Source organism: Acidovorax sp., assembly GCF_022763525.1.
GTDB lineage: Bacteria > Pseudomonadota > Gammaproteobacteria > Burkholderiales > Burkholderiaceae_C > Acidovorax.
In genome coordinates, this window is the sequence record NZ_JALEGG010000283.1 from 22,811 (window position 1) to 36,387 (window position 13,577).

Genomic DNA, 13,577 nt, shown 5'->3' on the forward strand with positions numbered 1-13,577 from the left:
GGATAATCGGCGCTCCCAACCCACCACGTTCCATGGCCTCTTCCCCGTGCCGCGTGCTCGCCGTCATCCCGCCGATGACGCAGCTGAACACGCCCTATCCGTCCACTGCCTACCTCACCGGCTTTCTGCGCTCGCGTGGCGTCACTGCGTTTCAGGAAGACCTGGCGCTGGCGCTTGTCCTGCGGCTGCTGTCGCCCGAGGGGCTCCAGGACGTGGCGGCGCGCGTGGCGGCCATTCCGGCCAAGCAGCGCAGCCCCGCCGTGCAGTCCTTTGCCGCACAGCAGGACCGCTACCTCGCCACCATCGGCCCCGCCATTGCCTTCCTGCAAGGGCGCGACAGCACCCTGGCGCACCGCATCGCAGGCCGCCACTACCTGCCCGAAGGGCCGCGCTTCGCCACGCTCGATGTGTATGTTGATGAGGAGGGCGGTGACCCGCTGGGCTGGGCCTTCGGCGCCCTGGGCCTCGCCGACAAGGCCAAGCACCTGGCCACGCTGTACCTGAACGACCTGGCCGACGTGCTGCGCGACGCGGTGGACGAGCGCTTCGAGTTTGTGCGCTATGCCGAATCGCTGGCGGGCAGCCAGCCCACGTTCGACCCGCTGGCGGATGCCTTGGCCGCACCGCCCACGCTGGTGGATGCGCTGCTGGAGCAGCTCACGCACGAGGCCATCGCCCGCCACCAGCCCACCGTGGTGCTGCTGTCGGTGCCCTTCCCTGGCTCGGTGTACGCCGCGTTCCGCATTGCACAGGCCATCAAGGCGCGGCACCCGCACATCGCCACGGTGCTGGGCGGCGGCTTTGTGAACACCGAGCTACGCGAGCTGGCCGACCCGCGTGTGTTCGACTTTTTTGACTACGTGACGCTGGATGCCGGCGAGCGCCCGCTGCTGGCGCTGCTGGAACACCTGCAGGGCGAGCGCGGCCGCCAGCGGCTGGTGCGCACTTTCGTCCGCGGTGACGACGGCGCGGTGCAGTACATCAACATGATGGAAGCCGATGTGGCCTTTGCCGAGGTGGGCACCCCCACCTGGGACGGCCTGCCTCTGGACCGGTACCTGTCGCTGCTGGACATGCTCAACCCCATGCACCGGCTGTGGAGCGACGGGCGCTGGAACAAGCTGACGGTGGCGCACGGCTGCTACTGGAAGAAGTGCAGCTTTTGCGACGTGAGCCTGGACTACATCAGCCGCTACGAGGGTGCCAGCGCCGCTGTGCTGGCCGACCGCATCGCGCAGATCGTGCGCGAGACGGGGCAAACGGGCTTTCATTTCGTGGACGAGGCCGCGCCACCCAAGGCCCTCAAGGCGCTGGCCACCGAACTCATCGCGCGCAACGCGGGCATCAGTTGGTGGGGCAATGTGCGGTTTGAAAAAACCTTCACGCCCGACCTGGCCGAGCTGCTGGCCGACAGCGGCTGCATCGCCATCTCCGGCGGGCTGGAGGTCGCGTCGGACCGGCTGCTCAACCTCATGAAGAAGGGCGTTTCCGTGGACCAGGTGGCCCGCGTGACGCGGGCCTTCACCGACGCGGGCATCCTGGTGCATGCCTACCTGATGTACGGCTTTCCGACGCAGACGGTGCAAGATACCGTGGACGCGCTCGAATACGTGCGCCAGCTGTTCGCCAACGGCTGCATCCAGAGCGGGTTCTTCCACCGCTTTGCCTGCACAGTGCACTCACCGGTTGGCAAGAACCCCGAGGAATACGGTGTGACGCTGGCCCCGCTGCCTCCCGGCGCTTTCGCGAAGAACGACGTGGCCTTCATCGACCCCACGGGCGTGGATCACGACGCGCTGGGCGCAGGCCTGAAGAAGGCCATCTACAACTACATGCACGGCATCGGACTGGAAGAAGACGTGCGCATGTGGTTCCCGTTCAAGGTGCCCAAGACCACGGTGCGGCGGGATCGGATCGAACGCGCGTTGCGGGAGCGGGCCTGACCGGCTCGTTCCGGCGCACTCAGCCACGCTGGCGCAGCGCCCACGCCCCGGCCGAAGCCGCCGCGCACAGGCCCGCCACGCCCAGCCACCCGCCATGCAACAGTGCCTGGCTGCCCAGGGCTGAGCCCACTGCCATGCCGATGAACATGCCCGTGAGCAGCAGCGCGTTCAGGCGGCTGCGGGCGGCAGGCTCCAGCCGGTACACCAGGGTCTGGTGGCCCACCAGCGCCACCTGCACGCCAAAGTCGAACGCGATGGTGACGGCCACCATGAGCGCCAGTTGCCAGGCGGCCGGCAGCATTTCGCCTGCCGCCAGCAACGCGAACGAGCCCGCCACGATGGCCGCGCCCCAGCGCACCACCCGCAGCGGGCCGTACTGGTCGGACCAGCGGCCCGCCCACGGCGCGCCCAGCGCCCCCACCACCCCCGCCAGGCCGAAGGCGCCCGCCACGGCGCTGCCCAGGCCAAAGCGCTGTTGCAGCACGATGGCCAGCGTGGACCAGAACGCACTGAAAGCGATGGACAGCAGGCCCTGCGCTCCCACCGCCAGGCGCAGGGCACGGTGTGCGCGCCACAGCGAACCCAGCGACGCCAGCAGCGCCCCGTAGCCCAGTGACGTGACAGGCGCCATGCGCGGCAGGCCCCGTGCGCAGACCAGCCCGATGCCCAGCACCAGCAGCGCGCCCACGCCGTACACCGCGCGCCAGCCGGCCCACTGGCCCAGCAGACCGCTGAACACGCGCGACAGCAAGATGCCCAGCAGCAGCCCTGTCATCACCTGGCCCACCACCCGGCCGCGCTGCGCATCGGGCGCCAGCGTGGCGGCGGCGGGCACGATGTCCTGAGCCAGCGTGGCCAGTACCCCGGCCACCAGGGCAGCGGCCCACAGCGCGTGCACCCCGGGCGCCAGGGCGCACCAAGCCAACGCCGCCGCCAGGCCCACGGCCTTGGCGCCAATCAGCAGGCGGCGGTCCCACCGGTCGCCCAGGGGCGCCAGCAGCAGAATGCCCAGCGCATAGCCCAGCTGGGTGAGCGTCGGCACGGCCCCCACGGCGGTGGGCGTGCTGCCCAGGCCCGCAGCCATCAGGCCCAGCAAAGGTTGGCTGAAATACAGCGTGGCGGCGCCCAGGCCCGCCCCCGTGGCCAGCAGGAAGACCAGCGAGGGCGCCAAGGCAGGGGACGCGACGAAGGGCGCGGAGGGCACCGCGGAGGCAGGAGGGGAGGAAACAGACATGGCAGGCAGAACGACAGCGTTCGACAGTGGAAGATGCGTAATTCTCTGAACGCATGACCGCGCTGTGTAGAGACCCACAATGAACATTTGCTATACGCTTGGCGTATGAACACCTCTGCCGAACCCACGCTGGACCGGCTCGAACTGCTGCACACGCTGGTGCGCATCGTAGAAGCCGGCAGCCTCTCGGCCGCGGCGCGGCAGCTGGGCACCACCCAGCCCACCGTGAGTCGCCGGCTGCGCCAGCTGGAGGCCTACTGGGGCGTGCAGCTGCTGCAGCGCTCCACCCACGCGATGAAGCTGACCGAAGACGGGGAGCGGGCCTACCAGCAAGCCAAGGCGCTGCTGGAGCGGTGGCACGGCATGGATGCCGACCTGCGGGGCCGCGAGGCCGCCGCGCTGCGCGGACACCTGCGCGTGCTGGCGCCCAGCATCTTCGGTCAGGAGCAGCTGGTGCCCGCGCTGGTGGGCTTTCTGCAAGCGCACCCGCAGGTATCGGTGGACTGGCTGCTGAACGATCGCCTGCCCGACTTCATTGCCGAGGGCATCGACTGCGCCATCCGCGTGGGCCGGGTGGACGAACCCAACCTCGTGGCCATCGCGCTGGCCGAGGTGCCCCGCATCGCCATCGGCGCCCCCAACCTGTGGCCCTCGGATGAGGCGCCGCAAACACCAGCGGAGCTGGCAAAGCTGCCGTGGCTGGCGCTGCGCACCTTTTATGCGGACGAGGTGGTGCTGCACCACCGCCACACGGGCGAGGCGGCACGCTTTGCCATCAGCCCGCGCCTGGGCACCGACAACCTGCAAGCCTTGCGCAACGCCGCGCTGGCGGGCGTGGGGGCGGGGGTGGCCTCGGCCTGGGCCGTCGCCGACGACATTGCGCACGGTCGGCTGGTGCACTTGGCACCCGATTGGCAGGCACCACCCCTGCCTATCTACCTGCTGTACCCGCGCAGCAGCTGGCGCTCGCCCCGCTTGAAGGCGTTCATTGAAGCCATGCGGGCGGGCTTTCCGCAGGTGCTGGGGGTGCAGCCGCTTGCGGCACGGGGGGCTGCGCGGCCGACTGATTCATAGAGCGAATCGTAGCCAAATGGGGCTCCAGCGCTTATCCATCAAGCGCAAGCAGCTCCTGAATCAGTAGCATTTTCTGGACCCGACCGGATCTGGCGCGCGCGCTCACCTTTTCTGCTTCTGGTACGCCTGGTGCGCGGGCACGCCGCGGTCTGTGTCCTGCAGGCCGCGCTGCAGATCCTTGTACGCCTGCTCCACTTCGGGGTGGCGCTCGCCGTCGGTCATGTCGGTGGCCTGGTCGCGCTCGTGCGGCAGGCGGCCTTCCGGGGCGCTCAGATCTTCGGGGCCGCTGCCGGGCTGCACGGCGGGTTGCGTGGTGTTGACGCGCCGCTCCGTGCGGGCGGGGATGGGGGCAGAGGGGACGATCTCCTCCTCTGCACGAGGGTGGGTGGACGGGGACGTTTTCATGCGGGGCCTTGGTGTCCAATGTGGATTCCGTTCACCCTAACGCCGCAGGTCCCTCCGTGCTGTAGGCCCACGCCCTGCGGCGCTGCGGGCGCGCGGAGCCTGCTGTCACCAGAACAACCACCGCTCCAGCGCATGGAGCACGATGACCACGATCACGCCGAGCAAGAGCAGGATTGCCTTGCGGCGCGCCGGCGCGCTCACCACCAGCTTGTAGACCGTGTACGCGGCGAGCGTGCCCGCAAAAGGCGCCACGACGCCGGTCCCGGACAGGACGATGGCCACGAGCTTGCCCCAGCCGTCGGTCCCGCCTGTTGTCCAGATGGCACGCAAGAAGATCGCGCTCGGAATGGCCAGGCCCAACCACAGCACGCCGGACGCCACCGCCACGCTGACGTGGTGCGCGAGCAGCCCATAAAGCACCAATGCGCCCGCCACCCCGCCCAGGAACGCCAGCCGCTTGAGCCAGAGCGGCAGCGGCTCGCCAGAGCGGCGCGCCGGCGTGGCATCACGGGCCTTCTTTGCCGCTGCTGCTGCAGCCGCCTGGGCGCGTTGTTGTTGTTGCTGCCTCTCGGCGAATTCACGAGCGCCGCGCAGGAAGTCGTCCACCGCCGGATTGTCGACCTGCCCAAGGATGCGGGCAGTGCGCGACAGGGCCTGGTCGTGCTGGGGAATGACGGTCTGCAGCACCGCCCCCTGGCTGAACCAGTGCCCCATCTGCGCCAGCCAGCTGACGCCGACGGGCGGCAGTCCGTGGCCCCCCTCGACCGCACTGCACAGGTAGTGCTGGGTGCTTTGCGGCGGCACCCACTGGCGCGTGCTGTAGCGGGGCAACGCGCATTGCATCAGCGGCGCGGCGGGCTGCTGGCCAGGACGGCCCAGGCGCAGCGCAAATTCGGGCAAGGGCAGGGGTTCGGCCAGCCCGTTTCGCGCACCCAGCCACAGGTACAGCCCCCGGATCCGCCCATCCGGGGCCCGGCGCACCCAGAAACCGGGCCCTTCCTGCACCAACTCTGCGCCCAGCGCCTCCAGCTCGGGCGGCAGGGGCACATGGGGGCTATCGCGATCCCATTCCGGCCGCAACTGCTGCGCCTGCAGGACGGAGAGCCATGCGTCCCGCGCGCGGCGCTGCAGGAGGTCGGCGTCCATCTCCCGCCCGTGGGCCATGGCGGCTTCGATGCTGCGCCCTGCCTGCGCGGGCCGACCTTCCAGCGCCAGCACCCAATCGTCCAACAGGGCCAGCTGCAAATGCAGCGCGTCGGCCCCCTGGCCCACGGCCTCAGCCGCGCGCGTCCAGGCAAACCGCGCCGGATCGTCGGGGGCCAGCTGCTGCGCAAGCAGCCCCTCGCGTGAAGGGCTGCTGGCGGGCTGCTGTGCCCATGCGCCGCTGACCGCGCCCAGACAGAACAGCAGTTGCAACCCCATCCACCATCGCAGCCAGGCCGGGTGCCTCGCTGTCACCCCGCCCGCTCGCACGGTCGTCCCTTGCATGGCATCCCTCTCGTCGTCGTTGCGCAGATTGTGGGCCAGCACGTGCGCAGGGCGACAGACCGCTGAATCGAGCCCAGGTACCATTCGCATGCGACACTACTGTATGTCTCAACAGGTGTGGGCCGCGCAGGCCCTTGAATCTTTCGATGCGGTGGTGCAGGCCACCGAGGGTTTTCGAAGCCGCCCAGGCCAGCGGCTGATGGCCGAGCAGGTGGCGCGCACGTTCAGCAGCGCCACGCTGGGCAAGGTGGATGCAGATGAGGACGGCTGCGAGGCCGCGCCCACGCGGTCGATTGCCGTGATCCAGGCGGGTACGGGGGTGGGCAAGTCGCTGGCCTATTGCGCGCCTGCCATCGCGCTGGCACTGGCGCGCGGCACGCGGGTGCTGATTTCCACCGCCACCGTGGCGCTACAGGAACAGCTGGTGAACAAGGACTTGCCCGCACTGGCCGCGCGCATGCACCAGCCGTTCAAATTCGCGCTGGCCAAGGGGCGGGGGCGCTATGTGTGCAAGCTCAAGCTCGACCGGCTGGCAGGGACCGGCGAGGCGGAGGAAGAAGCCGACGACGACCTCTTTGCCGAGGAGGAAGCCGCCGCCCGCGCCAAGCGCCCCCGGCACGAGACCGAGGCGCGCATGCAGTTCTACAGCACCATGGCGCAAACCTTGTCGAAAGGCGCCTGGGACGGCGACCGCGACAGCCTGGACACGCCGCCCGAGCCCGAGGTGTGGAGCCCCGTGGCAGCGGAGGGTGCGTCGTGCACCGGCAAGCATTGCCCGGCCTTCAGCCAGTGCACCTACTACGACAAGCGCAAGGAGCTGGTGGGCGCGCAGGTGATCGTGGCCAACCACGATCTGCTGCTGTCGTCGCTGGGTGCGCGCGTGCTGCCCGAGCTGGACAACTGCCTCCTGGTGCTGGACGAAGCCCACCACCTGCCCGCCACGGCGCTCGACCAGTTTGCGTGCAGCATGGACCTGTCGCGCATCACCTGGATCGAGCGGCTGGCCAGCCGGGGCCTGCGCATCGGTGCGCTGCTGGAGGTGGAAGAGATTGCCGACATCCCCAAACATTCGGCCCAGCTGCGGCAGACGCTGCAGGACCTGGCGCGCATCGTGATGGACGTCTATGGTGCCCAGCTCAAGAGCCAGCCCAGCGCCTGGGGCCCGGCGCGCGTGCGGGTGCCACGGGGCGAATTGCCCGAGCCGTTGATTGCGCCCCTGGGCCTGCTGGCCGCCAGCGCAGACGGTTTTCTGGAGGCCCTGCGCGCCATCAGCAAAGCCTTGCGCGCCGAGATGCGCGACAAGCCCGACGAGGCCAAGCGCCTGTCCACGCTGTACGCGCAGATCGGCATGCTGGCCCCACGCCTGGAAGAGCTGCACGCCACTGCGCAGCTGCTGCTGCAGGATGCGCCCGAAGGTGCGGTACCTGCCGCCAAATGGTTCACGCTGGAGACCGATGGCGACTTCATCGTCGTGAAGGCCCACGCCAGCCCCATCCTACCCGGCACTACGCTGCGCAACCATCTGTGGAGCGCGGTGCGCGGCGCGGTGCTCACGTCTGCCACGCTCACCAGTTGTGGCAATTTTGACTTCTTCCTGCGCGAAGCGGGCCTGCATGGCGACGAGGCCGCCACCACGCTCGAAGTGCCCAGCCCCTTCAACTACGCCGCGCAGGGCACGCTGGTCGCCGCGGAGACACGGGCCGAGCCCAAGAACGCCACACAGTTCACCGCCGAGATGGTCGATGCGTTGCTGCACGACATTGCCCGCGTGGAGTACGGCGCGCTGGTGCTGTTCACCTCGCGCGAGCAGATGCGCCAGGCGGTGGATGCACTGCCCACCGCCATGCGCAGTGTGGTGCTGGTGCAGAACGCGCTGCCGCGCACGCAGCTGCTCAAGCGCCACCGCGAGCGCGTGGAAAACGGCGAGCCCTCGGTCATCTTTGGCATGCAGTCCTTCGGGGAAGGGCTGGATTTGCCGGGGCGCCTGTGCGAGTCGGTGTTCATCACCAAACTGCCCTTTGCCCCGCCCGACGACCCCGTGGGCGAGGCCCGCGCCGAATGGCTGCGCGCCGTGGGCCGCGACCCGTTCAGCGAACTGGTGGTGCCCGCCACGGCCATCCGCCTGGCGCAATGGGTGGGCCGAGCGATCCGCACCGAGGAAGACCAGGCCCATGTGTACTGCTACGACAAGCGCCTCACGCGCACCAGCTACGGCCAGCGGCTCCTCAAAGGGCTGCCTCCGTTTGCGCTGCAGCAACGCGCTGCGCTCTGAAGCCACGTCACTTCGCGCGCCCCTCCCATTCAACAACCACGACAACAACCACAGAGAGGACCCTCACGATGCCCCACACCATTCCTGCCTGCCCCCAATGCGGCCTGGAGAACACCTACCCCGACGGCAGCAACTATGTCTGCCCCGACTGCGCCTTCGAATGGCCGCAGGTGGCCGATGCCGCCGATACCGATGCCGCAGAGGCGGGTGACGGTATCGTGCGTGACGCGAATGGCAACCCGCTGGCCGATGGCGACGCGGTGATCCTGGTGAAAGACCTCAAGGTCAAGGGCTCCTCGTCCACGCTCAAAAAGGGCACCAAGATCAAGGGCATCCGCCTGGTGGATGGCGCGGACGGCCACAACGTGGATTGCAAGACCGACCTGGGCAGCATGCTGCTGAAGTCGGAGTTTTTGAAAAAGGCCTGACATTCCACCACGACGGGGGTGGGGCTGGGCGCCCGCACCCCATGTGTGTCAGACAAATGCCCACAGCCATGCGGGCGCCTCGCCGATGGCCCCTCCTGCACAAGGCCCGCAAAGTGTTTCGTTCATGCATCGCTCTCGCGATGCCTGATCCGATTCACCACCCTGCTGGAGGCCCCATGCCCGACAACACCCCTGCCCACGAAACCTTATGGAAGCTCATCAAGGACATTCGTTTCGGGATGCTGACCCACCGCACCGCCAACGGCATGCTGCATGCCCACCCGCTCACCACGCAAAACCGCAGCATCGATGAGCAGGCCGAGCTGTACTTCTTCATTCCTAAGTCGGGCGAACTCTACGAGCGGCTCCTTACTGACGGAGAAGTGAATGTGTCGTATGCCGATCCCGGCGAAGACAGCTATGTCTCGCTTTCGGGGCAGGCGCGTTTTGTGGACGACATCGTGCAGAAGGAACGGCTGTGGTCGCCCGCCGCACAGGCCTGGTTTCCGGGCGGTCACACCGATCCTGAAGTGGCCCTGCTGGCCGTGCGCATCCGGCATGCCGAGTACTGGGACGTGGACGACAGCAAGATGGTGCAACTGTTCAAGATGGCCAAGGCTGCCGTGACGGGCGAGCCGCCCCGGCAGCTGGGCGAACACCGCGAGCTCACCTTGCCGTAAGAACGTGTTCTAAGCATCCCTTCCGGAGATCACACCATGAGCAGCCAAAAGCAAAGCGTCAGCAGCCAGGACGACACCCGGGACACCCGCGAAGACCATCGCAGTGCCGGCTCGGGTAAGGTCGCCAACGACCACAATCAGACGGGCGACCAGCCCTCCACGCAGACAAACCAGGGTCGGCGCACGCCCGAGAGCCGCCATGACCGCGAGTCGAACATTGGCAGCGGCAACCAGGCGCAATCCCGGCGGGGTGCGCCCGGTAGCAGCAGCAGCGGCACGGTGGGCGGCGGCACGCGCGGCGCGGGCTGAGCGCGTACCGTTTGGCTGCCGTTGCACAGACCCCCCCGGCGCGGCGCCACGTCAGCATGTCCGTGCAGGTGCCAATGCCTGGCCAGGCATTGGCACGCAAGATGCTCGCGCCAGCCTGCAGCGCAGCCAGCGCACCGCTTTGGCGTTGGATGACGTGCTTTTGCGCCAGCGCGGAGCGCTACAGTGCAGGCCGCGCGCACTGATACCGGGAGCCCCATGGTCTGGAACCGCAAACTCAAGCAACTGATGGGGAGCGCCACGCGCGCTGTTCAACAGGCCCTGCGCCAGCCCGCCGGCCAGCTGCTACGCGCGCAACCAGCGCGGCAGGCCGACCCGCCCCCGGCCCCCACCGCCACAATGCCGACAGGCTTCCCCTTTCACAGCATCGCGCACTGGCCGGGGCAGCGCGCCACGCAGGCCGAGGACGCCGCCACCGCAGAAGCCAGCCCGGGAGCACCTCAACCATCACCCGCCGAGCCACCCGGCAGCTTCACCCGGGTGGCCTTCACCCAGCCCGATGCGCTGCACCCGCACGCCCACCACTATCACCTCTATGTGCCGCCCGCCGCCACCGCCGGGGGCGCCAGGCCCCTGCTGCTGATGTTGCACGGCTGCACGCAGACCCCGGCGGATTTCGCGGCCGGCACCGGCATGAACGAAGCCGCCGCGCGCGCCAATGTGCTGGTGCTGTATCCCGAGCAGACCCACCGCGCCAACCGCCATGGTTGCTGGAACTGGTTTCGCCCCGAAGACCAGCGCCGCGACCGTGGCGAGCCCGGCTTGCTGATGGCGATGGTGCAGGACGTGATGGCGCGCCACCGAGTGGATGCCGGGCGCATCTACGTGGCGGGCCTTTCCGCCGGCGGCGCCATGGCTGCTTTGCTGGCGCGCGAGTACCCCGACGTGTTCGCGGCGGCCGGCGTGCACTCGGGCCTGCCTGCAGGCGCCGCGCACAACATGATGACCGCCTTGTCGGCCATGAAGCATGGCGCCCAGCCCCACGCCCGCACCCAGCCGGTGGCCTCGCCGGGGCAGCGCGTGGTGCCGGTCATCGTGTTCCATGGCGATGCCGACGAGGCGGTGCACGCGCGCAATGGCGATCAGGTGGTAGCGGCCACGCTGGGCAGCCTCGTGGGCGGCGCGGCGGTTCTGGACCAAGTGGTAGAGCAGGGCGCGTCCCCCGCAGGGCAGCTCTACACGCGCACCGTGTACCGCAGGGCGCTGATCAGCGGAGGCCGCGTAGTGGCCGAGCATTGGCTGCTGCGCGGCGGCGGCCACGCATGGTCGGGCGGCAGCGCGCAGGGCAGCTACACCGACCCCGCCGGCGTCAGCGCCACCGACGAGATGCTGCGCTTCTTCCTGAGCCACCGCCGCTAGCCGCCGCCTGCCGCTGTCACTCACTGCCACTCGCTTCCACAGCCTCCAGGACGGCCCTTCATGTACGCGCACATCCAGCTCGGCGCCGGCGATCTGGACCGCATGGCGGCGTTCTATGACGCGGTGCTGCGCCCGCTGGGCCTGGCCCGGGTCACCCCGCTCGACCGCATCGGTGCCGCAGGCGTGGTGTGGCAAAAGCCCGGCCATCGCTGGCCCCAATTCGTCATCCATCGGCCATTCGACGGCCAGCCCGCCACCACGGCCAATGGTTCGCAGGTGAGTTTTCTGGTCGGCACGCGGCAGGCCGTGGACAGTGCCTGGGCGACGGCGCTCGCGTTGGGGGCCGCGGATGCGGGCAGGCCGGGTTTGCGCCCACGGTACGCGCCGGACTTCTACGCCGCCTACTGCCACGACCCGGAAGGCCACAAGCTGTGTTTTGTGCACACAGGGTGAACTGTGGGTCCGGGTTTCCCGGTGTCCCTGTAACGGTCACGAACCGCGCGGCGCGTCACAATCCGGCGTTGCCCTTCTGCTGCGCCACCCGCCCATGCCTCCCATTGCTGTCATCGACTTTGAAACCACCGGTATCTCGCCCGGCCAGGGCGCGCGCGCCACCGAGGTCGCCATCGTGCTGCTGGAAAAGGGGCAGGTGGTGGACCGGTTTCAAAGCCTGATGAAAACCGGCGCATGGATTCCGCCGTTCATCACCCGCCTCACCGGCATCACCAACGCCATGGTGGATGCGGCGCCGGACGCGACAGGCGTCATGGCCGACGCGGCGCGCTTCGTGGGCGATGCGCCCATGGTGGCGCACAACGCGGCGTTTGACAGCAAGTTCTGGCAGGCCGAACTGGACCGCGCCGGCCTGCCTGCGCCGCACCCGTTTGCGTGCACGGTGCTGCTGTCACGGCGGCTGTACCCGCAGGCGCCCAGCCACCAGTTGGGCACGCTGGTGGACTACCACGGCCTGCCGCGCACTGGCCAGGCGCACCGGGCGCTGGCCGACGCCGAGATGGCCGCCGCATTGCTGGCGCGCATGCAGCACGATTTGCGCACGCAGTGGCGCGTGGCCGAACCCAGCCATGCGCTGCTGCAAACACTGCAGCGCTGCGCCAAGCCCAAGGTGGGGGCGCTGCTGGCGCAGCACGCAGCGGCCTGACCGCAGGGCCGCGCAGCCACCCCGGGGTGGGGATTCAAACACTATGGATTGCTTCACATTTGATAGCTGGTTGCGCTTGTCAAATCAGCGCTGGAGGCACTTTTCATTCAAACTCCATTGAAGTGCTCTGACGGAGTCGCTCCAGGTCATCCAGCTGCATGAGCAGCGCGGTGCACTCGTGCTGCGCCAGCGCCTTCCCGTCGCGGCCCGTGAGCGCGCCCTGAAGTGCCCACAGCAGGGGGAGGCGAGGCTGGCGCCCCGCCTGGCGCACGACCGGGCCGTGCCCATAATGCGCCGTCCGTCCTGCGCGGCTGCGAGGCAGTGCAGATCCGCGACAGGCGGCCCTGCGCACTCGGCGTACCTGCTTTCCACTCACCCACCATGAAAGACCACCCCATGCTGTTTCTGGTTCTTGGACTGGCCCTGTTCCTGGGCGTGCACTCCGTGCGCATCGTGGCCGACGGATGGCGCACGCAAACACTGGCGCGCCTGGGCGAGGGGCCCTGGAAGGGCCTGTACTCGCTGGTCTCGGCGGTGGGTCTGGCGCTCATCATCTGGGGCTACGGGCTGGCACGGCAGCAGCCCGTCGCTTTGTGGATGCCCCCCATCGGCATGCGGCATGCCGCCGCGCTGCTCACGCTGATCGCCTTTGTCCTGCTGGCCGCGGCGTACGTGCCCCGCAATGCCTTCAAGGCGCGGCTGCACCACCCCATGGTGCTGGCCGTGAAGGTGTGGGCGCTGGCGCACCTGCTGTCCAACGGCACCCTGGCCGACGCGCTGCTGTTTGGCAGCTTTCTGGTGTGGGCCGTGCTCAACTTTCGCGCCGCGCGGCAGCGCGACCGGGTGCTGGGCACAACCTATGCACCCGGCACGGCAGCCGGCACGGGGGCGACCGTCGCGGTGGGCGCCCTGGCCTGGCTGGGCTTTGCGCGGTGGGGGCATGCCTGGCTGATCGGTGTGGCACCCCTGGGGCGGTAAGGGTATGGCAAGGGGCAGCAGGTGCAAATCCCGGAAAATCCGCGCTTTCCGATTTTTCTGATCACGAGCCTTTCCGCATGACCGACGCCACCTCCGCCAGCACCACGCCCCCGCCCCTGCCCGACCATCTGTCGGTCGACCCCCGCAGCCCGCACCACGTGGCCGCCGTGTTCCAGCACGACATCGGCATCCGCTTCAACGGCCGGGACCGCACGGATGTCGAGGAATAC

The 13,577-nt window shown here is 68.9% G+C and carries 14 protein-coding genes; 11 read left to right on the top strand and 3 right to left on the bottom strand.

The window, feature by feature from the left end:
• Window positions 1–32: 32 nt before the first annotated feature.
• A complete protein-coding gene (locus tag MRY84_RS21655) occupies window positions 33–1,943 on the top strand; it encodes a B12-binding domain-containing radical SAM protein (protein ID WP_291507741.1) in 1,911 nt (636 codons plus the stop codon).
• A 19-nt stretch (window positions 1,944–1,962) separates the two neighbouring features.
• Here the strand turns inward: MRY84_RS21655 and MRY84_RS21660 are convergent, their stop codons facing one another.
• On the bottom strand, window positions 1,963–3,177 hold the full coding sequence (locus tag MRY84_RS21660) for an MFS transporter (RefSeq protein WP_291507742.1): 1,215 nt from the start codon (window positions 3,175–3,177) through the stop codon (window positions 1,963–1,965).
• A 105-nt stretch (window positions 3,178–3,282) separates the two neighbouring features.
• Between MRY84_RS21660 and MRY84_RS21665 the strand changes: the two genes are divergently transcribed.
• The gene (locus MRY84_RS21665; protein WP_291507743.1) at window positions 3,283–4,251 is read left to right on the top strand and encodes a LysR family transcriptional regulator; all 969 of its coding nucleotides are present in this window, start codon (window positions 3,283–3,285) and stop codon (window positions 4,249–4,251) included.
• Window positions 4,252–4,353: 102 nt separating this feature from the next.
• Here the strand turns inward: MRY84_RS21665 and MRY84_RS21670 are convergent, their stop codons facing one another.
• Both MRY84_RS21670 and MRY84_RS21675 read right to left on the bottom strand, forming a co-directional pair.
• Window positions 4,354–4,656 carry a hypothetical protein gene (locus MRY84_RS21670; RefSeq protein WP_291507744.1) on the bottom strand — a complete coding sequence of 101 codons (303 nt, stop codon included), beginning with the start codon at window positions 4,654–4,656 and terminating at the stop codon, window positions 4,354–4,356.
• Between the two features lie 105 nt (window positions 4,657–4,761).
• Window positions 4,762–6,144 (bottom strand): hypothetical protein, encoded by a 1,383-nt coding sequence (locus tag MRY84_RS21675; protein WP_291507745.1) that lies wholly within the window; start codon window positions 6,142–6,144, stop codon window positions 4,762–4,764.
• 103 nt (window positions 6,145–6,247) lie between these two features.
• Between MRY84_RS21675 and dinG the strand changes: the two genes are divergently transcribed.
• The 9 genes from dinG to MRY84_RS21720 all read left to right on the top strand — a co-directional run.
• A complete protein-coding gene (dinG, locus tag MRY84_RS21680; protein ID WP_291507746.1) occupies window positions 6,248–8,416 on the top strand; it encodes an ATP-dependent DNA helicase DinG in 2,169 nt (722 codons plus the stop codon).
• Between the two features lie 68 nt (window positions 8,417–8,484).
• Window positions 8,485–8,844 (top strand): zinc ribbon domain-containing protein YjdM, encoded by a 360-nt coding sequence (locus tag MRY84_RS21685; protein WP_291507747.1) that lies wholly within the window; start codon window positions 8,485–8,487, stop codon window positions 8,842–8,844.
• Between the two features lie 176 nt (window positions 8,845–9,020).
• Window positions 9,021–9,524: a pyridoxamine 5'-phosphate oxidase family protein gene (locus MRY84_RS21690; RefSeq protein WP_291507748.1), complete on the top strand. Its 504-nt coding sequence runs from the start codon at window positions 9,021–9,023 to the stop codon at window positions 9,522–9,524.
• Between the two features lie 36 nt (window positions 9,525–9,560).
• A complete protein-coding gene (locus MRY84_RS21695) occupies window positions 9,561–9,833 on the top strand; it encodes a hypothetical protein (RefSeq protein WP_291507749.1) in 273 nt (90 codons plus the stop codon).
• Between the two features lie 216 nt (window positions 9,834–10,049).
• Window positions 10,050–11,210 (top strand): PHB depolymerase family esterase, encoded by a 1,161-nt coding sequence (locus MRY84_RS21700; RefSeq protein ID WP_291507750.1) that lies wholly within the window; start codon window positions 10,050–10,052, stop codon window positions 11,208–11,210.
• Between the two features lie 60 nt (window positions 11,211–11,270).
• Entirely contained in the window at window positions 11,271–11,663 is a 393-nt protein-coding gene (locus MRY84_RS21705; RefSeq protein ID WP_291507751.1) for a VOC family protein, read from the top strand.
• A 94-nt stretch (window positions 11,664–11,757) separates the two neighbouring features.
• The gene (locus tag MRY84_RS21710; protein ID WP_291507752.1) at window positions 11,758–12,369 is read left to right on the top strand and encodes a 3'-5' exonuclease; all 612 of its coding nucleotides are present in this window, start codon (window positions 11,758–11,760) and stop codon (window positions 12,367–12,369) included.
• Between the two features lie 396 nt (window positions 12,370–12,765).
• Entirely contained in the window at window positions 12,766–13,347 is a 582-nt protein-coding gene (locus MRY84_RS21715; protein WP_291507755.1) for an NnrU family protein, read from the top strand.
• A gap of 77 nt (window positions 13,348–13,424) precedes the next feature.
• Window positions 13,425–13,577 (top strand): DUF3297 family protein (locus MRY84_RS21720; RefSeq protein WP_291507756.1); only part of this gene is annotated, 153 nt, incomplete at its 3' end.

Bases quoted from the DNA above. Each gene is read 5' to 3' on its own strand.
- MRY84_RS21685 (WP_291507747.1), top strand. From the start codon at position 8,485: ATGCCCCACACCATTCCTGCCTGCCCCCAATGCGGCCTGGAGAACACC.
- MRY84_RS21655 (WP_291507741.1), top strand. From the start codon at position 33: ATGGCCTCTTCCCCGTGCCGCGTGCTCGCCGTCATCCCGCCGATGACG.
- MRY84_RS21660 (WP_291507742.1), bottom strand. From the start codon at position 3,177: ATGTCTGTTTCCTCCCCTCCTGCCTCCGCGGTGCCCTCCGCGCCCTTC.
- MRY84_RS21675 (WP_291507745.1), bottom strand. From the start codon at position 6,144: ATGCAAGGGACGACCGTGCGAGCGGGCGGGGTGACAGCGAGGCACCCG.
- MRY84_RS21665 (WP_291507743.1), top strand. From the start codon at position 3,283: ATGAACACCTCTGCCGAACCCACGCTGGACCGGCTCGAACTGCTGCAC.
- MRY84_RS21690 (WP_291507748.1), top strand. From the start codon at position 9,021: ATGCCCGACAACACCCCTGCCCACGAAACCTTATGGAAGCTCATCAAG.
- MRY84_RS21700 (WP_291507750.1), top strand. From the start codon at position 10,050: ATGGTCTGGAACCGCAAACTCAAGCAACTGATGGGGAGCGCCACGCGC.
- dinG (WP_291507746.1), top strand. From the start codon at position 6,248: ATGTCTCAACAGGTGTGGGCCGCGCAGGCCCTTGAATCTTTCGATGCG.
- MRY84_RS21670 (WP_291507744.1), bottom strand. From the start codon at position 4,656: ATGAAAACGTCCCCGTCCACCCACCCTCGTGCAGAGGAGGAGATCGTC.
- MRY84_RS21715 (WP_291507755.1), top strand. From the start codon at position 12,766: ATGCTGTTTCTGGTTCTTGGACTGGCCCTGTTCCTGGGCGTGCACTCC.
- MRY84_RS21705 (WP_291507751.1), top strand. From the start codon at position 11,271: ATGTACGCGCACATCCAGCTCGGCGCCGGCGATCTGGACCGCATGGCG.
- MRY84_RS21710 (WP_291507752.1), top strand. From the start codon at position 11,758: ATGCCTCCCATTGCTGTCATCGACTTTGAAACCACCGGTATCTCGCCC.
- MRY84_RS21695 (WP_291507749.1), top strand. From the start codon at position 9,561: ATGAGCAGCCAAAAGCAAAGCGTCAGCAGCCAGGACGACACCCGGGAC.